Raw genomic sequence first — 19,473 nt, 5'->3', positions numbered from 1 at the left:
GATTGAATTTAATGGTGCTGCTGGACAGGATTGAACTGTCGACCTCCTCATTACCAATGAGGTGCTCTACCACTGAGCTACAGCAGCCGATCGTCGCGACGCGTCGGCGACGAGCGGGGAGTTAGCGGATCGAACGCGGCTTGGCAATCACTTCTCGCCGCCTTTGATCGTTGCTGGTGAAACAAGCAGCCCTGTGTCCCTTTTGCACGCCGCGCGAATGATGCCGGCGAGGCCGGATTCGGCGACAGCCTCGGCCGCGTCGGAGGGTGTGAACCAGCGATCCTCGCGCTCACCCCGTTCCGGCCAGTGCTTCAGCTGCTTGCGGACCTCCAGAGGGAAGACCTTCACTTGGCAGAGTACGAAATCACGGCTCTTGAGCCGCTTCTCATAAAGGTAGAAGCCGAGCGGCCTCTTGCCGATCTCGCCAAGAAGCCCGGCCTCCTCATAGGCCTCGCGCGCAGCGGCCTCGTAGGGCTTGCGCCCCTTCATCGGCCAGCCCTTCGGGATCACCCAGCGGCGGCTCTCACGTGAGGTGATCAGGAGAATCTTGAACCCACCATCCGACAGACGCCGGAACGGCAAGGCACCGATCTGACGCCGGGGCTCCGTCTCACTCTCCACCAGGGCTGAACTCATGGAAGGGGAACGCCGCGATGCCGCGTGGGTTCGATGGATCCGCGCGTGATCGGTTCGAGTTCAGCGGCCCGCCGCTTCCCTGCCTCGACGATCAAATTCGGAACTTTCGACAACCAGGTCATCGAACACCCCTGCCCTGTGGCGTGAGGACCGGCACGCGAGAACGGGCAGGCGGAGAGAAAGGGAAGACCCGATGCGCCGCATGGCACGATGCCGGACGTGGCCGGCCTTTAACGGTAAATGAACGCTTACCTCAAGGTAAAACTTATCCGGCAAACCATATCGATAGCATAGGATAATAAGATGATATCGGAACGGAGCGTACAGCGCGATTGTGACAGTGCGACCACGACGGTCGATAGACCGAACGGCGTCTCGGCCATGCCGGAGACGGCCTTCAGCCGGTGACGCTCAGGTTCTCGATCAGGGCGTTCAGGTCGGCCCGCATCGCCTGCACCTCCGGCTCCGACATGTTGAGCTGGCACATCACCGATTCCCGCACGAGCCGTGCCTCGGCCCGCAGGTCGCGCCCCTGCTGGGTCAGTTGGATCTCGACTTCGCGCTCGTCGCTCTGTCGCCGATGACGGATCAGGAAACCTGCGGTTTCGAGCCGCTTGAGAACGGGCGTCAAGGTTCCGGAATCGAGACGCAGCCGGCGACCGATATCCGACACCGTGACGCCGTCGGTCTCCCAGAGGACGAGGAGGACCAGATATTGCGGGTAGGTCAGCCCCATCCGCTCCAGCATCGGGCGGTAGGATCGGGTGATCCGGTGAGCGGCAGCGTAGAGGGCGTAACAGAGCTGATTATCGAGCAGCAAAGGGTCCGTCGTGGAGCCTGTATGCTCCTCCGGAGCGTCGACCATATACACCACGCGATCTATCCCCGGATCAGGCCTGCGCGATGCCCAAGCGGCGTCATCGGTTCCTCGCGCTTGGGTCTCGTACGTCGTACCGGGCCGTGACAGCCCACAACACGAAAGTCTCGCCATTTCATTCCGATTGCAAGCATTTACCCGATCGGTGAAGCGGACCCATGCTTCGATCGCGGCCGGCGGATGCGCCGGATCGACCGAGCCGGGCAGCAGGATCGCCCCTCCAGTTACGATGTCGAAGGAATGACGCCGGAACAGCCTGTGACCGCCGCCTTTTTGGCCTGGGCGTGAACGGGGGGAGCGGCCACAATGAAGTCTTCCCGCCTGTGACAGGATACCACGATGCAGCTTGTTCCTCCCGCTTACCGGCCCACCGGTCGTCCGATCGCCTTCGCCCTGGCTCTGAGCGTCGGATTGTCCCTCGCGCCGCTCCCAGCCATCGCTCTCGAAGGCCCGGCACCGGCCAAACCCGGTGAAGCGGCGGCCCCGGCCGCGACGACAAAGCCCCGCGTGGTCATCGTCGCCACGGGCGGCACGATCGCGGGCGCGGGTGCGGATGCCGCCAACAGCGCCACTTATCAGGCGGCGAAGGTTCCGGTGGATAAGCTCATCGCCGCTGTGCCGGCCATCGCACAGGTGGCTGAGGTACGCGGCGAGCAGGCGTTCCAGATCGCCTCGGAGAGCTTCACCAACGCACAGTTGATCCAGCTCGCCAAGCAGGTCTCCGCCCTGGTCAAGCGCGACGACGTGGATGGAGTGGTCATCACCCACGGCACCGACACCGTGGAGGAGACGGCCTATTTCCTCGACCTCGTGGTGAAGACCGACAAGCCCATCGTCATGGTCGCCTCCATGCGGCCCTCCACGGCGATCTCGGCCGATGGCGCCCTCAACCTTCTCGATGCCGTGGTGGTGGCTGGCGCGAAGGATGCCCGCGCCAAGGGCGTGCTCCTCACCATGAACGACGAGATCCAGGCCGGACGCGACACCACCAAGCGCGTCAACATCAAGCCCTCGGCCTTCTTCAGCCAGTGGGGCCCCCTCGGCATGGTGGTGGAGGGCAAGACCTATTGGTTCCGCGCGCCGGTGAAGCGCCACGGCACCACTTCCGAGTTCGACATCGATTCCATCGATACCCTGCCGGACGTCGCCATCGTCTACGGCTCGGGCAACATGCATCCCGAGCCCTACACCTCCGCCGTCACAACGGGCGCGAAGGCCATCATCCATGCGGGCACCGGCAACGGCTCGGTGGCCGGTTACCTCGTCGACACCCTGAAGGACATCCGCTCCAAGGGCGTGCAGATCATCCGTTCGTCCCGCGTCGGCGACGGCTTCGTCCTGCGCAATGCCGAACAGCCGGACGACAAGTACGATTGGGTCGTCGCCCACGACCTCAACCCGCAGAAGGCCAAGATCCTCGCCGCCGTGGCCCTGACGAAGACGCAGGACACCAAGGAGCTTCAGCGGATCTTCTGGGAGTACTGAGCCCCCACCGCTCGCGCCACGCCTCAGCGCAGGAGGAAGCCCTCCGGCGCGAGAGGCGGCGGCGCGGGTTCACCCAATGCGTCGAGGACGATCCCCTCCACGACGCGGACCAGCGCGTCGAGGGGGAGATCGTTGGGCTCGGTGCCGAACGGGTCCTCCAACTCGTCTCCGAGGGCATCGAGGCCGAAGAACGTGTAGGCGACGAGTGCCGTCACGAGCGGCGTCACCCAGCCCAGCGTGCCCGCCAGACCGAAGGGCAGGAGCAGGCAGTAGATCCAGGCCGTCCGGTAGAGAAGCAGGGTATAGGCGAAGGGCAGCGGGGTGCCCTGGATGCGCTCGCACACGATCTGGACCTGGCCGAGGGCCGCGATCTTCTGCTCGAGGAAGCCGAACTGGATGTCGGTCAGAGCACCGGCCCGCTGCGTCCGAGCGAGATCGGCCGTGAGGTGCACGAGCACGGCATCGGCGATGCTCGGGCGGTCGCGAAGGGGCGCGGCCTCCGCCTCGGACAGCCAGGGGGTTGCGGCCGCCACCTCGTCCTCGCGCCGCATTTGCGCGTGGAGGGCCTTGGCAAAGCCCATCACGCGTTTCAGTGCGCGGCTTCGCAACGCGTCGTGCCGCTCCTCGGGCAGGAGCGCCGTCAGGAGTCGGGCGAACGCCCTCGCTTCGAGGATCAGCGTTCCCCAGGCTTTCCGCGCCTCCCACCAGCGGTCGTAGCAGGCGCCGTTGCGGAAGCTCAGGAAGATCGAGAGAGCCAGCCCGACCAGGGTGAAGGGCCCGATCCCCGCGCTCATCGGGAAAGGATGGGGCCAAGCCCGCTCGACAGCCACGACGACGATGGCCGCCACGGTGATGAAACTCACCTTCAGCGCGACCCGCGGCAGGATCGAGCCCTGGAGCGTGAAAAGCACCGCCATGAGATTGGGACGCGAACGGACGATCATCGACGACTTATGGTTTCGTTGGGGGGGATCACCGGTCGAGGCCAAGGACCGGCATCCCCGAGCCTGCGTCACCCGGCGTCTCCCGGCAAGGCAAGCTCTCGTGACGAACGCGGACCAGCGACGAACCGCCCCAACGTCGTGCGTTCGAATGAGAGAAACGAGCTTGGGACCGACAACGGTGGAACGAATCGCCACCAAAATTCGAAATGTTGAATACTTTCGACCTTCCCGCACCGCACAAGTGTTCAGCCAATGGCGGCGAGCCCTCAGGATTAGACGCAATCCTCACTGATCACTGGAAATGCCGGCAGTCCGGACATGAAAACTCGCGCTAACGCTGCACTGCAACAAGACGCGAACGCCGCGACTGGCGCTAGACCGGACCCTTGCGAAAACTGGACCGTATCTTTACGCTGCCTGCGCCAAACAAGACTTCCTCATCCCCGGCTTTATGCAAAATATCACTTGCGTTAGGGCCGGGATGCGGGAGGCGCTCTGAGGATAGACCGGTCGATGAAGAAAAATAAGGTGATCACGGCCGAGGAGGCGATCGCCCTCATCCGGCATGACGACGTCGTCACCACGACGGGGTTCGTCCAGAGCTGCATCCCGGAGGCGCTCCATGCCGCCCTGGAGAAGCGCTTCGTCGACACGGGCGCCCCGCGCGGCCTGACCCTGATCATGACCGCCGGTGCCGGCGACAGCAAAGGCCTCGGCACCGGCCGCCTCCACCACGAGGGCCTGCTGAAGCGCGTCATCGCCGCAAATTTCGGCCGCATGCCGAAAGTGGCCAAGGCCGCCCAGGACAACAAGATCGTCGGCTACAACCTGCCCCAGGGCGTGATTTCGCAGCTCTACCGCGCCTGCGCCGCCGGGCAGCCCGGCCTCTTCTCCAAGGTCGGCCTGCATACCTATGTCGATCCGCGCCATGGCGGCGCCCGCGTGAACGAGGTGACGACGGACGAGATCGTCAAGCTCGTTGAGGTCGATGGCGAGGAATGGCTGTTCTACACCGCCACCAAGATCGACGTCGCCTTCATCCGCGGCACCTCGGCGGACCCGGCCGGCAACATCTCCTTCGAGAAGGAGGCTCTCACCCTCGACTGCCTGGCCCAGGCCATGGCCGCGCGAAACAATGGCGGCATCGTCATCGCGCAGGTGGAGCGCATCGTCGATGACGGCTTCCTGCTGCCCAAGGACGTGCGTGTGCCGGGCATCCTCGTCGATTGCGTGGTGCTGGCCGAGCCCGAGATGCACCGCATGAATTACGGCGTACAGCACGACGCGGCGCTCGCCGGCCAGATCCGCGTGCCGGTGAGCGGCATGAAGAAGATGAAGCTCGACGCCCGCAAGATCATTGCCCGCCGCGCGGCTTTCGAATTGCCGCCGAACGGCGTGGTCAATCTCGGCGTCGGCGCCCCCGAGGGCATCTCGGCGGTGGCCAACGAAGAGAAGGTGACGCCCTACATCACCCTCACCACAGAGGCCGGGGCCGTGGGCGGCGTGCTCGCTTCCGGGTCGAGCTTCGGCGCGGCGACGAATGCCGATTGCGTCATCGACCAGAACCAGATGTTCGATTTCTACGATGGCGGCGGTCTCGACATGACCTGCCTCGGCATGGCCGAGTGCGACCAGCACGGCAACGTCAACACCAGTGCGTTCGGCGGCAAGCTCAACGGCTGCGGCGGCTTCATCAACATCAGCCAGAACGCGCGGAGCGTGGTCTTCGCCGGCACCTTCACCGTGGGCGGCCTGGAGACCACGATCGAGGACGGCAAGCTGAAGATCGTCACCGAGGGACGGTCGCAGAAGTTCCTGCCGCAGGTGGAGCAGATCACCTTCAGCGGTCCCTATGCGCAGAAGCGTTCGCAGCCGGTGATCTACGTCACCGAGCGTTGTGTCTTCCAGCTCACCGACGAAGGGCTCGAACTCATCGAGGTGGCACCGGGCATCGATATCGAGCGCGATATCCTGCCCCATATGGGCTTCACGCCGATCATCAAGCACCCGGCGCAGATGGATGCGAGGCTCTTCCGGGACGAGCCGATGGAACTGCTCTCGGACCTCCTCAACCTCAACCTGCCGGAACGGGTCAGCTACGACGCCGAGCGCAACATCCTCTTCCTCAATCTCGAGGGCTGGCACGCCCGCATCAAGAGCGACATCGACGACCTGCGCAAGGTCCTGGTCGATGCCTGCAAGAAGGCCGGCCAACGGGTCAACTCGGTGGTCAACCATGACGGGTTCCGCATCAACGAAAACCTGTACGACGATTACGCCAGCATGATCCAATACCTGTCGGCGAACTATTATCTCACCACCACGCGCTACGCGACGAGCGCCTTCCTGCGTCTCAAGATGGAAGAAGCGCTCAACAATCGCGGCCTCGCCCCGCATGTCTTCGAGCGTAAGGAAGACGCCCACGCCTTCCTCGACGGCATGGACCGCAAGGTGCGGCGCGCCTCTACGGCCATCGACGCGGCGGCGTGAGAAATGCCGCCTCCGGCTAAGGCTCGGAGGCGGCGTGCCGCTCGGGATGACGTGCAGCGTCATGCTGCGGCGACCGACCGCTCCGCCCACAGGGCGGATGCTCGGCCTTAAGCCTTTCTCAGGTTTCGGTTGCAATCACATCATCGACACCGCCCGCTCCTCTCGGGGAGCGGGCGGGCAAGGTGATGGAGAACGCGTCCGTGGTTACGATCAAATCCTCGCTGCCCTTGGATGCGCATACGATCGACATTTATTCGTATGACGATCAGGTCAGCTATTCCCATCAGGTCGAGACGGGTTTTCGCGCCTCGCTGAGCGAGGACATCTTCTTCGACATCGTCGGCTCCGGTTTCTCCTACGAGGCCGGCCCCTACCCCGTCGCGGGCGTGACCAATGGCGTCACCCTGTTCTACGGCGCCAGTACCCTCCTGGAGATCCAGGGGCTCGCCATCACGGCCGAACAAGCCCTCTTCTATCGCGAGCAGGATGCCGGGAGCGTTCGGGCCGCGATTCTGTCGGGCGACGACACCCTCACCGGATCGAAATACGCCGATCTCCTCGATGGCTATGCCGGGGCGGATTCGATGGCCGGTGGCGGTGGCGACGACGTCTACATCGTCGACAATATCGGCGACCGGGTGTTCGAGCGTCCGATGGCGGGCAGCGACCGCGTCGAAGCCTCCATTTCGTTCTCCCTCGGTAAGCAGTTCATCGAGAACCTGACCCTGATGGGGAACGCGGCCATCAACGGCACCGGCAACACGCTCGACAACGTGCTTCTCGGCAACGATGCGGCGAACAAGCTCAAGGGTGGCGGTGGCGGCGACATCCTCGTGGGCGGCGTGGGGAAGGATACGCTCACGGGCGGCGTCGGCAATGACACCTTCGCCTTCCGGGCCATCTCGGACAGCCTTGCCGGCAAGACTTACGACACGATCACGGATTTTGCTTTGGGCCAGGACCGGATCGACCTCTCGGCGATCCAGGCGATGACCGGTGCCGAGGGCGACCAGGGCTTCACTTTCATCGGCGATGCCGCCCTCGCCCAAGCCGGAGACCTGCATATGCGGGTGTCCGGAAGCTCCACGTTCCTCGAAGGCGATGTCGACGGGAATGGACGGGCCGATTTCCAGATCCTGTTGAAGACCGTCGTCGGCGGCCTTCAGGCGAGCGACTTCATCCTCTGATCCCGCGGGCGGTTCACGCCTCCGGCGTCGGCACGCCGATGCCGACATAGTGGAAGCCGTGGCGGGCCACGTCCTCGCCCCGGTAGACGTTGCGCAGGTCCACCACCACCCTTGCGGCCATGCTGTCGGCGAGCAGCGCCCAGTCGAGGGCGCGGAAGGCGTTCCACTCGGTGACGATGACGAGGGCGTCCGCCCCTACGGCACAGGAATAGGGGTCGTCGGCATAGGCGATGTCGGGCATCAGGTGCTTCGCGCCCTCCATCCCCTCCGGGTCGTGCGCGCGGATGCGGGCGCCGGCATCCTGCAGGCCGGCGACGATGGAGAGGGACGGCGCGTCGCGCATGTCGTCGGTATTCGGTTTGAAGGTGAGGCCGAGGAGCGCAATGGTCTTGCCCCTCACCGAGCCGCCGCAGGCGGTGACGATCTTGCGCGCCATCGCCCGCTTGCGCTGGTCGTTGACGGCGACCACCGCTTCCACGAGCCGGATCGGCGTGCCGCAATCCTGCGCGGTCTTCACCAGCGCCAGGGTATCCTTCGGGAAGCAGGAGCCGCCATAGCCCGGCCCCGCATGCAGGAATTTTGAGCCGATGCGATTGTCGAGGCCGATGCCGCGCGCGACCTCCTGGACGTTGGCACCGACCTGCTCACAGAGATCGGCGATCTCGTTGATGAACGTGATCTTGGTGGCGAGGAACGCGTTGGCGGCGTATTTCGTCAGTTCCGCCGTGCGGCGGCCCGTGACTAGGATCGGCGCCTGGTTGAGATAGAGCGGGCGGTAGACCTCGTTCATGACGCTGGCCGCGCGGGCATCATCGGCCCCGATGACGATGCGGTCCGGACGTTTAAAGTCGCCGATCGCCGCGCCTTCGCGCAGGAATTCGGGGTTCGACACCACGGCGAAATCGGCATCGGGCCGCGCCTCGCGGATGATGCGCTCGACCTCGTCTCCGGTGCCGACGGGAACCGTGGATTTGGTCACCACCACGGTATAGCCGGTGAGCGCTGCGGCGATGTCACGGGCCGCCGCATAGACGTAGGAGAGATCGGCGAAGCCGTCGCCCCTCCGGGACGGCGTACCCACCGCGATGAACACCGTGTCGGCGGCGGCGACCGCGCTCGTCAGGTCGGTGGCGAAGGTCAGCCGGTTCTGGCGGACATTGTCGGCCACCAGCGTATTGAGGCCCGGTTCGAAGATCGGGATACGCCCCTGCTCGAGCGCCTCGATCTTGGCCGGATCGTTGTCGACGCAACAGACCGTGTGGCCGAAATCGGCGAAGCACGCACCGGAGACCAGGCCGACATACCCCGCGCCGATCATCGCGATCTTCATCAGGCTCTCTCCTCGGCCGCCTCGATCGGGCGTCTCGACCAACCGTCTCTCGCCGCCGGCGGTGACAGATCCATGACGGATCGGGCGCTTGCCACCCTCGGCCCCACCGGACCGGGAGGATGGCGGACCATCACGTCGGCAGGTCTCGCTGCCTTCACCTCCGCCGGGCGGATCGATGGACCGGGGCTGTATAGCAGCCCCTCGCGGATGACAAACGAGAGGCCGGTTCGGTCACTCCGGGTCTCGGGGCGATCCCGGCGCGTGCGTCGCGAAGCGCAGCGTCCGCCGCCATGATACGATATCGGCCATGATCCTTCGCTTCATCCCGCCGGCCGCCGGCCGCAGACAGGTTTCGTCCCGCGCGACGCAGGTGCTCGCAGCCGCCGCGATGGCTCTGATGGGCCTCGTCTTCACCGTAGAGGCAGGCGCTGCCCGTCCCTTCGTCGATGCCGCGGGGCGAAAGGTGGAGGTGCCGGAGCGCGCGCGCCGCATCCTCGCCGCCGGTCCGCCAGCCTCGGTCCTGCTCTACACACTGGCGCCCGAGACCATGATCGGCTGGGTCCGCGCCCCCTCCCCCGACGAGGCCGCCTTCCTGACACCGGAGACACGCGGCCTGCCCGCCTATGGCCGGCTCACCGGCCGGGGCAACACCGCCAATGTGGAGGCCGTGCTCGCCCTGAAGCCTGACCTCATCGTCGATGTCGGCAGCACCACGCCCACTTATGCGTCGCTCGCCGACCGGGTCCAGGCGCAGACGGGGATTCCCTACATCCTCCTCGACGGCAGCATCGACCGGACTTCCGAGACCTATGCCAAGCTCGGCGATCTGGTGGGAGTGCAAGAGCGGGCCAGGGATCTCGCCGCCCATGCGGAGGCGATGATCGCCGAGGTGAAGGACCGTATCGCTTCGATCCCTGCCGACAGGCGACCGCGCGTCTACTACGCTCGCGGGCCACGCGGATTGGAGACGGGGGTTTCGGGCTCGATCAATACAGAAATCCTCGATCTCGCCGGCGCTCGCAATGTCGCGGAGGGCGGGGGCGCCACGGGGCTCACCACGATCTCGCCGGAACAGGTCCTGGCCTGGGACCCCGACGCCATCGTCACCCTCGACCCGGCTTTCCACCGGACCATATCCACCGATCCGCTCTGGAGCACGCTACGGGCCGTTCGCGCCGGCCGGGTCTACCAGACGCCGCGCCTGCCCTTCGGCTGGTTCGACTCGCCGCCGGGAATCAACCGCCTGATCGGCCTGCGCTGGCTCGCGGGACGGCTGTATCCCGACCTCTTCCCCGAGCCGATGGAGAGCATCACGCGCGATTTCTACATGCGCTTCTACCACGTGGACCTCGACGCGGCGCAGCTGGAAACCCTGCTGAAGGATGCAGGGGCCACACGCCCGTGACAGCCTCCTCCCTGGCAGCCCGGCCCGCCTTGCGCCTCGCCGTGACGGGCGTACTCCCGCTCCTCGCGCTGGTGATGCTGGTCCTGGTGTCGCTGGCGACGGGCAAGTACTCCGTGCCCGTCGCCGATGTGGCGCGCATCCTCTGGGCGAAACTGCTCGGGCTGAACTCTTCCATCGATCCGACCGCGCAGATCGTCGTGCTGCAGGTGCGCCTGCCGCGCGTGGCGGCGAGCCTCTTCGTCGGCGCTGCCCTCGCCGCCGCGGGCTCGACCTACCAGGGCCTATTCCGCAATCCCCTGATCTCGCCCGATATCCTCGGCGTCTCGGCGGGGGCGAGCCTTGGTGCCGTGCTCGGCATCTTTCTCTCGCTCCCCGTGGGTGCGATCCAGCTCCTCGCCTTCGCCGGGGGATTGCTCGCGGTGGGCGCGGTCTACGCGGTGGGCCTCGCGGTACGGCGGCACGATCCGGTGCTCACCCTGGTGCTGGCCGGCGTCGCCATCGGAGCGGTGCTGGGCTCCGCGATCTCGCTGCTCAAGGTGCTGGCCGACCCCTACAACCAGCTCCCCGCCATCACCTACTGGCTGCTCGGCAGCCTCGCCTCCGTCAGCCTCGGCGATGTCGGAGCGATCCTGCCGGCCATGGTGCTCGGCCTGCTGCCGCTCGTCCTGTTCGCCTGGCGGATGAACCTGATGAGTCTCGGCGAGGAGGAGGCCCGTGCGCTGGGCGTGGAGACGCGCCTGCTGCGCCCGCTCTTCATCGCCGCCGCGACGCTGGTGACCGCCGCCGCCGTCTCGGTCACCGGCGTGATCGGCTGGATCGGCCTCATCATCCCGCATGTGGCGCGGCTAATCGTCGGGCCGGATTTCCGCCGCCTGCTGCCGGCCTCCCTGCTGATGGGGGCGGGCTATCTCCTCGCGGTGGATCTCGTCGCCCGCACGGTCGCGCCCATCGAGGTGCCGCTGGGCATCCTCACCGCGCTCATCGGCGCACCGTTCTTCCTCTGGCTCCTGGCCACCGCGAAGGGGGGCTGGGCGTGAGCCTGCAGGTCCAGAACCTCGCTTTCGGCTACGGCGCCAAGCCCCTCGGCGAGGGCATCGGCTTCACCTTGGAAGCGGGCGAGGTGCTCGGCCTTCTGGGCCCGAATGGCGGCGGCAAGACTACCCTCTTCAAGACCCTCCTCGGCCTGCTTCCGACCCAGGCGGGGCGAATCCTCCTCGACGGCGAAGATGTGGCGACGTGGTCGCGGGCGCGGTTCGCGCGGAGCGTCGCCTACGTTCCGCAGGCTCATGCCGCCTTCTTCCCCTTCCGCGTTCAGGACGTGGTGCTGATGGGGCGGGCGAGCCGCCTCGGTGCCTTCGCGGCGCCCGGCAAAGCGGACGCGGCGATCGCCCTCGAGGCCCTGGCAACCCTCGGTATCCGGCATCTGTCCGAGCGGCGTTACACGGAGATCAGCGGTGGCGAGCGCCAGCTCGTCCTCATCGCCAGGGCTCTAGCCGGGGAGCCGCGCTTCCTCGTCATGGACGAGCCCACCGCCAGCCTCGATTTCGGCAACCAGGCCCGCGTCCTCGACCAAGTGCGACGCCTGAAGGAACGCGGCATGGGCGTCGTTCTCTCGACGCACGACCCCGACCACGCCTTCCTCTGCGATCGGGTGGCACTCCTGCATGAGGGTCGGCTCCTGGCGCTCGGCAGACCGGAGGAAGCCGTCACGCCGGAGACCCTGCGCCTCCTCTATGGAGTGGACGTCGCCATCGTGCCCCTGCCGGGCGGCGGGCGCTTCGTCTGCACACCGATCCTGCCCCGCTGACGTGGCACACCTGTGGCCACCCGCGCGTTGCCATGCCGACCTGCCGCGATGATGGGACGGGATGCCCGATGTCAGTGCTGGAGACCCCCGACGGCCGCTACATCGTCGTCAGGGGACGGCTCTGGCGGCGCACCAATCCGAACCTGAGCGAAGAAAAGCGGGAGCATCTCGTCAAGGCGCTGATGGATGCGCGGCGCGCGGTGAAGGAGGCCAAGCGCTCGGGCGACGAGGCCGATATGAAGCGCGCCCGCGCGGCGGTCGACGCCGCCAAGCACGGCCTCGGCGAGCGCGGCCCCGTTTGGTGGACGGACGGCGCCCCCGACCAGAACCGCCGCATGGTCGCAAACACGACCTATGCCGAGTGGTATGCGGGGCTGGAGGCGGCATAACGGAACCGCTGCACCATCCCGTGAACACTCCCATCAGCATCAACGATGCGGGTCACGAGAGTTAGATTTGGGCGAGCCGGCGATGTCGGGAAGCGGAGCTTCAGCGCGCGAGAAGCTTTGCGCTGAAGCTGCCGACCCCCAGGATCACCAGCGCGCAGAGCGCGAGCGCGATGAACTGGCCGAGGCCCTGAAGCGCCGAGCCGAGGATCGCGACTCCCAAAGCCTGGCCACAGAAGAACGAGAAGGCGTGGAGCGAAACCGCCGAGGCGCGGGCCGTCGGTGCCACCTCGGTGACCTGCACCTGAAAGGTGTTGTGGAGCATGTAGAAGCCGAGGCCCAACGCCACCAGGGCCGCGCAATCCACCTGCCAGCTTGCCGCGCTGCCGATGACCAGAAGGGCGCCGGCGCAGATTATGCCTCCGCCGATCAGCATCCGCCGCATCCCGAGGAGGCGCAGGAGCACGGCGACGAAGGCCGAGTAGAGCAAACCACCGGCGGCGAAGCCCGCCAGTGCCAGCCCGGCCTCGCGGGGGCCGCCCTCCCCGCGCGCCTCGATCAACGGCGCGAGATGGGGAAAGATGCCGAAGACTGCGATGGCCTCCACGAAGACGGCGATGAACAGGACCCGCGCACGGGGGATCGCGACGATGGTGCGGTAGCGGGCCACCGCTTCGCCCAGCGCGAAGCGTTTGGGTGCCGCGCCGGCCGCCCATTCGAAGCCGAGGATCGCAGCCGCACAGCCGAGGGCCGCCACCGCCGCCGTGATGGCGAAGACGCCCTTCCAACCGACATCGGCCTCGATGAGACCGGCGAAGGTCGAGCCGGACAATTGGCCGAGGATGACGGCGACGAGGAACCGGCCGATGGCGACCTGTCGGCGCTCCAGCGGGATACGGTCGCCCATGAGGGCGAGCGCCAGGGGAATGACGCCGCCCGCCGCCGCGCCCGCCATAATGCGGAGCCCGAACAGCACGGTGAGATCGGCCGAGACCGCGCATCCGGCAAGCGCCAGGGTGAGGATGCCGAGACAGACCGCGATGACCCGTTCCTTGCCCAACGAATCCCCGACCGGCCCGAGGATCGGCTGGATCAGCGCATAGGGCAGCGCGAAAGCCGTCGAGAGAAGCGCCACTGTATGCGGATCGCTCTGCAGATCGCGGGCGAGCACGCCGACGAGGGGCTCGATGGCCCGTCCGGCAAAGGTGCTGGCGAAGCCGGCGAAAGCCAGGATCACGATCAGGCGCGTGGTCGAGAAGGACGTTGGCGCTACGGGCATACACACCCTCGAAACGGGGACGATCCGGTCGACCCTCGTACGAGCGTCCGCACGGGTGTTTTCCATACGCGGATCATGACGGCAACGCGCGATGCGCCTGGTATCAGGCTTTCGCCGCCAAGGCATCGGCGAGATCGACGATCCGCTCGCGCCAGGCGAGGGGCCGGAGCCAGCGTTCGGGGATCGCCGAGGCGCCGTAGAGGGCGCCTGCGAGCTGGCCGGTGACGGCACCGACCGTATCGGCGTCCTCGCCAAGATTGACGGTCAGGATCAGCACGTCCTCGAAGGTCTGGGTGGTGCCGACTGACCGGAGCGCCGCCTCCAGCGTGTGGATCATGTAGCCGGACACGACGACAGATGATTACGTACCGCCCCTTGCGATACGTTATTCGGCGGGCATCGGCTCGGGTACGACGGGCCTTTTCGGTTGAGGGGCCACACGCTCCACCGAGGGCGGGACCTCGTCATCGACCCGCTCCTCCTCGGCGCGCTTGAGGATCTCTCGGGCCTCGTCGGCTTCGCGCTGGCGGCTCCAGAGGGAAGCGTAGACCCCGCCGAGATCGAGCAGGGTCGGGTGGTCGCCGCGCTCGACGATGACGCCCCGGTCTAGAACGATGATTTCGTCGGCATTTACCACCGTCGACAGGCGGTGGGCGATGACCAGGGTGGTCCGACCGCGGCTGACCTTGTCGAGGGCGTCTTGGATCTCGCGCTCGGTGAAGGAATCGAGGGCCGAGGTCGCCTCGTCGAGGACGAGGATCGGCGGGCCTTTCAGGATCGTGCGGGCGATGGCGACGCGCTGTTTCTCGCCGCCCGAGAGCTTCAGCCCGCGCTCGCCCACCGGCGTGTCGTAGCCTTCCGGCAAAGCGGAGACGAACCGGTCGATCTGGGCGAGGCGGGCGGCCTCGCGCACCGCCTCGTCGCTCGCAGCCCACTGGCCGTAGCGGATGTTGTAGCCGATCGTGTCGTTGAACAGCACGGTGTCCTGCGGGACCATGCCGATGGCGGCCCGCAGGCTGCCCTGCTCGACGGAGGCAATGTCCTGGCCGTCGATGAGGATACGGCCGGATTGCGGCTCGTAGAACCGGAACAGTAGCCGCGACAAGGTCGATTTGCCCGCCCCCGACGGGCCGACGATGGCGATCGTGCGGCCGGCCGGCACCTCGAAGCTGACGCCGCGCAGGATCGGCCGTGCCGGATCGTAGGCGAAGCGCACGTCCTCGAACCGGACCACACCGGCCGAGACCGCGAGAGGTTTGGCGCCGGGCCTGTCGGCGATTTCCGGGTTGCGATGCAGGATCCGGAACATGTCGTCGATGTCGATCAACGCCTGTTTGATCTCGCGGTAGATCATGCCCATGAAGTTGAGCGGCATGGAGAGCTGGATCAGCATGGTATTCACGAGGACGAACCCGCCGAGCGTGGTTCGCCCGGCCATGATGTCCCGCGCGGCGAGCCACATCACCACCGTCATGCCGATGGTGAAGATCAGAGCTTGACCGGCATTGAGCACGGCGAGCGAAACGTAGGTCTGGGTCGACGCTGTCTCGTATTTGGCCATGGAGCTGTCGTAGCGTTCAGCCTCGCGGCGTTCGGCACCGAAATACTTCACGGTCTCGAAATTGAGCAGCGAATCGACCGCCTTGGTGTTGGCGTCGGTATCCGAGTTGTTCATCCGCCGGCGGATCTCGATCCGCCATTGCGTCGCCTTCCAGGTGAAGGCGAGATAGGCGGCCACCATGACGAAGACGACGAACGAGTAGAGCCAGTCGAACTCGTAGGCGAGAACGCCGATCACCAGCACGAACTCGACGATGGTGGGAACCAGCGTCAGCACCATCAGGCGCGAAAGCTCTTCGATGCCGCCGCGGCCGCGTTCGAGCACGCGGGTGAGGCCCCCGGTCTTGCGCTCCAGATGGAAGCGCAGGGAGAGCCGGTGCATGTGCTCGAAGGTCTGGAGCGCGAGGCGACGCACCGCATGCATCGCCACCTTGGCGAAGAGCCCGTCGCGCACCTGGGTGAGCAAGGCCATGATCACGCGTGACAGGCCGTAGAGCCCAATCATCAGCATCGGCGCCGCGAACAGGCCCGTGGGTATGGTGGCACCGAGGCCATCCTTGTCCCCCACTGCCGCCACGAGGGCGTCGGTCGCCCATTTGAAGGTGAAGGGCGTCAGCATCGTCACGAATTTCGCGACGAGGAGGAGGCCAAAGGCGAGGAAGACGCGCCGCTGCAGGTCCGGCCGGGTATGGGGCCAGAGATAGGGCCACAGGCGTCGATACGTGGCGAACAGGCCGGGACGCTCGGGCGGCGTCGTGCCGCCGTTCGCCACGGCAGTGGGATCGGTGCTCATTCAGACAGACTCGGGAGGATGAACCGGGAGTGGACGAACTCAGCCCCCGATATAGTCTCTCGAACCGTTCTAGACAGGCACCCGGCGGCGCAGGGCCGGGCTGCAGACTGCGCGGTACCGCGCCTCGTCTCAGCTACGACGCTTGTCCTCAGGCAGAGTCGACGCGCTCTCGGACGGCACGACGAAGATCTGGCCGGGATAGATCAGATCGGGATTACGGATCTGCGGCTGGTTGGCGTCGAAGATCACCGTGTACCGGGTCCCCCTTCCATAGACGCGCCGACTGATCTGCCAGAGGCTGTCGCCGCGCGTGATCCGAGCCGTGTTGATCTCCGGCACGAACACATTCTGCGGCGCGGCCAAGGGCTGGCTCGCCGGGGCCTGAGCAGATGTCGCGCCAGCCTCGCCGGTGGTGGGTCCCGGCTGCGACCGGCCCATCGTCATCGGCGACGCAGGCGCGCTCGGCGTGGCATCCTGCGGCGCCCCTTGAGCCGGACGCTCGGACGGGGATGGAAGGGTCCCGTATCCTTGGGCTCCGGCGAACTTGGCATGCGTCCTCGCCGCTAGCGCCGCGCTTGGCAAGGGCTTGGCCGGAAGAGCGGGTGGCGTCAGGGCCGCCACGCCGTTGGCCGGCGACTCCTGCCCGTTGCCGAGAGCGGGCTTCGCCGCGTTCGGCATGGCGAAGCCGACCTCGGACCGGTTCTTCACCTTACCGGAGACCGGATCGACCTGATCGATGCGGATCCGGTAATCCCCGGGGGCGACGCCGCGCCCGATCGTGAACGAGACACGCCCGTCGGCGCCGACACTGCCGGGGGCGATCAGCGTGTCGTTGATGTAGAGGCGGACGGTGGCACCGGCCGGCGCTTGTCCGGTCACGAAAAGGCGGCCGCCCTCCTCCGCATCGACGCTGACGACTTTGACCGGCACGGCATCCGGCTTGGCCGTTTCAGACCTGGCATCCTCAGGCTTGCCAGCGTCAGGCTTACCACTCCCAGACTTGGCGCTATCGGTTCGGCCCGCGAGAGCCTTGCCGACGCTCCCCTTTGCGGCATCGGCGGAAGCCCGGCCCGCAGCGCCGGCCGGGGCCGGATCGCTGTCCTTCCGTACGTTCCCCGCCACCTTGGCCGAAGCCGCATCCGTCGGACGATCCGGCTGCGACAGGACGACGGTAGGTTTGTCGGGCGAAGTCAGAGCGATGAGCGGTTTGGTGGTACGGTCGGCGGACACCACAACCATGACGGTTTCCCGCGCCTGACGACCTTGTCCGTCGGCCCCGATGGAACTCAGCGTGATCTCGCTGCTACCGGGGGGGAGAGCAGGCGGGACGATGGCAAACTGGCCGGACGGGTCGATGAGCGCACGGGCAATTGGATGGTTGTCGCGCAGCATCTCGACGGTGGTGTTGGGCGTTCCGCGACCGGCGATCACGGTCTCGCCTGTCGGCTCGACGCGAATGATATCGAAGGTCGGGGCCTGCGCCTGGTCCTGCGCGGCGGATGGATTGCCCGTCTGTCCGGTGGCCCCCCGCCCCCCCGACGGCGACTTTCCCGGCGTCGTCGAAGCCCCCTCCTCGCGGCGCACGGGCGGCGTCACCGGCGAGCCGGCGGCCGCAGGCGATTCGGCCGCCCGCGATTCCGGCGTGCTGGTCTCATTCGACCGGGGCAGCGCTGCCGCGGCCACGGGCTGCTTGTCGCCCTGAACGCGCTTGACCATCTCGCCCGCGCCGAACAGCACGACGACCAGGGCGAATCCGGCCAGCAGGCCGCCGCCCGCGAGAATCAGGCCTCGCCGCCATTCCGCCGTCATGGCACCGCTCTCCTCAAATCCATCGACTTTGCGGCAGATAACATCGCCGGGTTTCGACTCTGGCTGTCGACAAAGCGTCGATTGATGGCGACATACTAGCCGACATGATCTCAACACCAAATCGCGCTTCCCCCCGAAAGGCGGGATCATTCACGAAATCAGCAGTTTGGCCCCTGGGCGGTGCCTGTCTGCCCCTCACCGTGGGAGGCTCGGCATGGCCGCGGTGAAGAATGTCTGCGTCTATTGCGGCTCGGGCTTCGGCGGTGATCCGGCCTTCGCCGAGGCCGCGGCGACGCTTGGCCGCGCCCTGGCGGATGCCGGGCTCGGCCTCGTCTATGGCGGCGGCAATGTCGGGCTGATGGGCACAGTCGCGCAGGCAGTGCTCGATGCCGGCGGCCATGTCACCGGCATCATCCCCGACTTCCTGAAATCGCGCGAGCGGATGCTCGACGACATCCAGGAGACGATCGTCGTCGGCGACATGCATACCCGCAAGCGACTGATGTTCGAGCGGTCGGACGCCTTCGTGGCGCTGCCGGGCGGCATCGGAACCCTCGAGGAACTCGTGGAACAGCTGACCTGGGCGCAGCTCGGCCGGCACAAGAAGCCGATCCTGCTACTCTCGATCGCCGATTTCTGGACGCCGCTGCTGACGCTCCTCGACCATATGCGCGACCAGGGCTTCATCCGCGAGGGGCTGGAGCTGAACTACCTCGTGGCCAAAGACGCCGCCGAGGTCATCGCCCTGCTGCGCACCGAATCGACGGAGACCTCGCCGGAGGCGGAGGCCTTCGTGACCGAGCGGTTCTGACGGCTGAGCCACGCAGGTCGGGGGCCTTGATCCAAATCGGCATTTCGGCTCGAGGTTCTAATCCTTGGCGGCTTCGCGCAGCATCGCCTGTCGCAGGATCGCATTGAGCTTGGTCTGATAGCCGCGGCCGCCGGCTTTCAGCCAAGCCAGGACGTCGGCATCGACCCGTGTGGTGAGCTGCATTTTGACCGGTCGGTAGAACGGGTTGCGGACGGCACCCGCGAAGAAGGTCTCCGTGAGCGGTGGGATATCAGACCGGTCGATATCGTCATCCGGCAAGGCGGCCAGCGCTTCGATTTCGGCTCTCTCCGCAGCGGTGAGAGCCGGCGGATGATGAGGATCGAATTCATATCCGACGTGATCGTTCTTGCTCATAGAACCTCCGTTCCCGTCGATCCGCCACCCGGGCCGAGATGATCCGGATCGTCTCCGAACCGTCCTCCTCGTCCATGACGGTGTGTGCGACCGCCAGAACCAGCAATCCGTCGACGAGACCGACCGTCAACCAGCGGCGCTCGCCGCCTTCGATCCGATCCTGCTCCATGAGCGCGTATGGATCGGCGAAGACGCGCGTGGCGATCGCGAAGGTGACGCGGTGCTTTCTGAGATTGCTCGCGGCTTTGACCGGGTCCCAGATGAAACGCAGCATCACCGCCTCGGTGTAACGACACTAT

General features: G+C 66.5%; 18 protein-coding genes and 1 tRNA gene. 8 read left to right on the top strand and 11 right to left on the bottom strand.

Features of this window, described 5'->3' with window-relative positions:
- Window positions 1-12 precede the first annotated feature (12 nt).
- From ACYQR9_RS07785 to ACYQR9_RS07775, 3 genes are all read right to left on the bottom strand, one after another.
- A tRNA-Thr gene (locus ACYQR9_RS07785) sits at window positions 13-87 on the bottom strand.
- A 60-nt stretch (window positions 88-147) separates the two neighbouring features.
- Window positions 148-636 (bottom strand): NUDIX hydrolase, encoded by a 489-nt coding sequence (locus tag ACYQR9_RS07780; RefSeq protein ID WP_207410071.1) that lies wholly within the window; start codon window positions 634-636, stop codon window positions 148-150.
- Between the two features lie 397 nt (window positions 637-1,033).
- Entirely contained in the window at window positions 1,034-1,501 is a 468-nt protein-coding gene (locus ACYQR9_RS07775; RefSeq protein WP_207410392.1) for a MarR family winged helix-turn-helix transcriptional regulator, read from the bottom strand.
- A gap of 351 nt (window positions 1,502-1,852) precedes the next feature.
- Here ACYQR9_RS07775 and ACYQR9_RS07770 point away from each other — a divergent pair, with 351 nt between their 5' ends.
- Window positions 1,853-2,998, top strand: coding sequence for a type II asparaginase (locus ACYQR9_RS07770; RefSeq protein WP_461229237.1), 1,146 nt, complete (start codon window positions 1,853-1,855; stop codon window positions 2,996-2,998).
- Window positions 2,999-3,021: 23 nt separating this feature from the next.
- Here ACYQR9_RS07770 and ACYQR9_RS07765 read toward each other — a convergent pair whose 3' ends face one another.
- Window positions 3,022-3,942 carry a bestrophin family protein gene (locus ACYQR9_RS07765; protein WP_461229236.1) on the bottom strand — a complete coding sequence of 307 codons (921 nt, stop codon included), beginning with the start codon at window positions 3,940-3,942 and terminating at the stop codon, window positions 3,022-3,024.
- Between the two features lie 513 nt (window positions 3,943-4,455).
- Between ACYQR9_RS07765 and ACYQR9_RS07760 the strand changes: the two genes are divergently transcribed.
- Both ACYQR9_RS07760 and ACYQR9_RS07755 read left to right on the top strand, forming a co-directional pair.
- Complete coding sequence (locus ACYQR9_RS07760; RefSeq protein WP_056161468.1) at window positions 4,456-6,432, top strand: acyl CoA:acetate/3-ketoacid CoA transferase; 1,977 nt, start codon at window positions 4,456-4,458, stop codon at window positions 6,430-6,432.
- A gap of 200 nt (window positions 6,433-6,632) precedes the next feature.
- Window positions 6,633-7,619, top strand: coding sequence for a M10 family metallopeptidase C-terminal domain-containing protein (locus tag ACYQR9_RS07755; protein ID WP_461229235.1), 987 nt, complete (start codon window positions 6,633-6,635; stop codon window positions 7,617-7,619).
- Window positions 7,620-7,632: 13 nt separating this feature from the next.
- Here ACYQR9_RS07755 and ACYQR9_RS07750 read toward each other — a convergent pair whose 3' ends face one another.
- Window positions 7,633-8,949: a UDP-glucose dehydrogenase family protein gene (locus ACYQR9_RS07750; RefSeq protein ID WP_461229234.1), complete on the bottom strand. Its 1,317-nt coding sequence runs from the start codon at window positions 8,947-8,949 to the stop codon at window positions 7,633-7,635.
- A 307-nt stretch (window positions 8,950-9,256) separates the two neighbouring features.
- Here ACYQR9_RS07750 and ACYQR9_RS07745 point away from each other — a divergent pair, with 307 nt between their 5' ends.
- The 4 genes from ACYQR9_RS07745 (at window position 9,257) to ACYQR9_RS07730 (ending at window position 12,550) form a co-directional block, all read left to right on the top strand.
- On the top strand, window positions 9,257-10,354 hold the full coding sequence (locus tag ACYQR9_RS07745) for an iron ABC transporter substrate-binding protein (protein ID WP_461229233.1): 1,098 nt from the start codon (window positions 9,257-9,259) through the stop codon (window positions 10,352-10,354).
- The gene (locus ACYQR9_RS07740) at window positions 10,351-11,391 is read left to right on the top strand and encodes a FecCD family ABC transporter permease (RefSeq protein WP_461229232.1); all 1,041 of its coding nucleotides are present in this window, start codon (window positions 10,351-10,353) and stop codon (window positions 11,389-11,391) included. The genes ACYQR9_RS07745 and ACYQR9_RS07740 overlap by 4 nt, the downstream gene beginning before the upstream one ends.
- The gene (locus ACYQR9_RS07735) at window positions 11,388-12,161 is read left to right on the top strand and encodes an ABC transporter ATP-binding protein (protein WP_461229231.1); all 774 of its coding nucleotides are present in this window, start codon (window positions 11,388-11,390) and stop codon (window positions 12,159-12,161) included. Before ACYQR9_RS07740 ends, ACYQR9_RS07735 begins: the two co-directional genes overlap by 4 nt.
- Window positions 12,162-12,229: 68 nt before the next feature.
- On the top strand, window positions 12,230-12,550 hold the full coding sequence (locus ACYQR9_RS07730; protein ID WP_461229230.1) for a hypothetical protein: 321 nt from the start codon (window positions 12,230-12,232) through the stop codon (window positions 12,548-12,550).
- 100 nt (window positions 12,551-12,650) lie between these two features.
- Here the strand turns inward: ACYQR9_RS07730 and ACYQR9_RS07725 are convergent, their stop codons facing one another.
- The 4 genes from ACYQR9_RS07725 to ACYQR9_RS07710 all read right to left on the bottom strand — a co-directional run bounded on the left by ACYQR9_RS07725 (window position 12,651) and on the right by ACYQR9_RS07710 (window position 17,988).
- Complete coding sequence (locus ACYQR9_RS07725; protein ID WP_461229229.1) at window positions 12,651-13,826, bottom strand: MFS transporter; 1,176 nt, start codon at window positions 13,824-13,826, stop codon at window positions 12,651-12,653.
- A 103-nt stretch (window positions 13,827-13,929) separates the two neighbouring features.
- Window positions 13,930-14,163 (bottom strand): ADP-ribosylglycohydrolase family protein, encoded by a 234-nt coding sequence (locus ACYQR9_RS07720; RefSeq protein WP_246747701.1) that lies wholly within the window; start codon window positions 14,161-14,163, stop codon window positions 13,930-13,932.
- A gap of 48 nt (window positions 14,164-14,211) precedes the next feature.
- Complete coding sequence (locus ACYQR9_RS07715; protein ID WP_461229228.1) at window positions 14,212-16,179, bottom strand: ABCB family ABC transporter ATP-binding protein/permease; 1,968 nt, start codon at window positions 16,177-16,179, stop codon at window positions 14,212-14,214.
- Window positions 16,180-16,308: 129 nt separating this feature from the next.
- Window positions 16,309-17,988, bottom strand: a complete 1,680-nt coding sequence (locus tag ACYQR9_RS07710) for a LysM peptidoglycan-binding domain-containing protein (RefSeq protein ID WP_207410048.1) — start codon at window positions 17,986-17,988, stop codon at window positions 16,309-16,311.
- A 214-nt stretch (window positions 17,989-18,202) separates the two neighbouring features.
- On the opposite strand from ACYQR9_RS07710, the gene ACYQR9_RS07705 reads away from it, so the two are divergent.
- Window positions 18,203-18,799 carry an LOG family protein gene (locus ACYQR9_RS07705; RefSeq protein WP_461221106.1) on the top strand — a complete coding sequence of 199 codons (597 nt, stop codon included), beginning with the start codon at window positions 18,203-18,205 and terminating at the stop codon, window positions 18,797-18,799.
- 57 nt (window positions 18,800-18,856) lie between these two features.
- Here the strand turns inward: ACYQR9_RS07705 and ACYQR9_RS07700 are convergent, their stop codons facing one another.
- Window positions 18,857-19,174, bottom strand: a complete 318-nt coding sequence (locus tag ACYQR9_RS07700; RefSeq protein WP_311274265.1) for a BrnA antitoxin family protein — start codon at window positions 19,172-19,174, stop codon at window positions 18,857-18,859.
- Entirely contained in the window at window positions 19,146-19,448 is a 303-nt protein-coding gene (locus tag ACYQR9_RS07695) for a BrnT family toxin (protein WP_461229227.1), read from the bottom strand. Before ACYQR9_RS07695 ends, ACYQR9_RS07700 begins: the two co-directional genes overlap by 29 nt.
- Window positions 19,449-19,473 lie beyond the last annotated feature (25 nt).

It is taken from the genome of Methylobacterium sp. CM6241, assembly GCF_054817845.1.
This window is presented reverse-complemented; position numbering and strand designations above follow the sequence as displayed.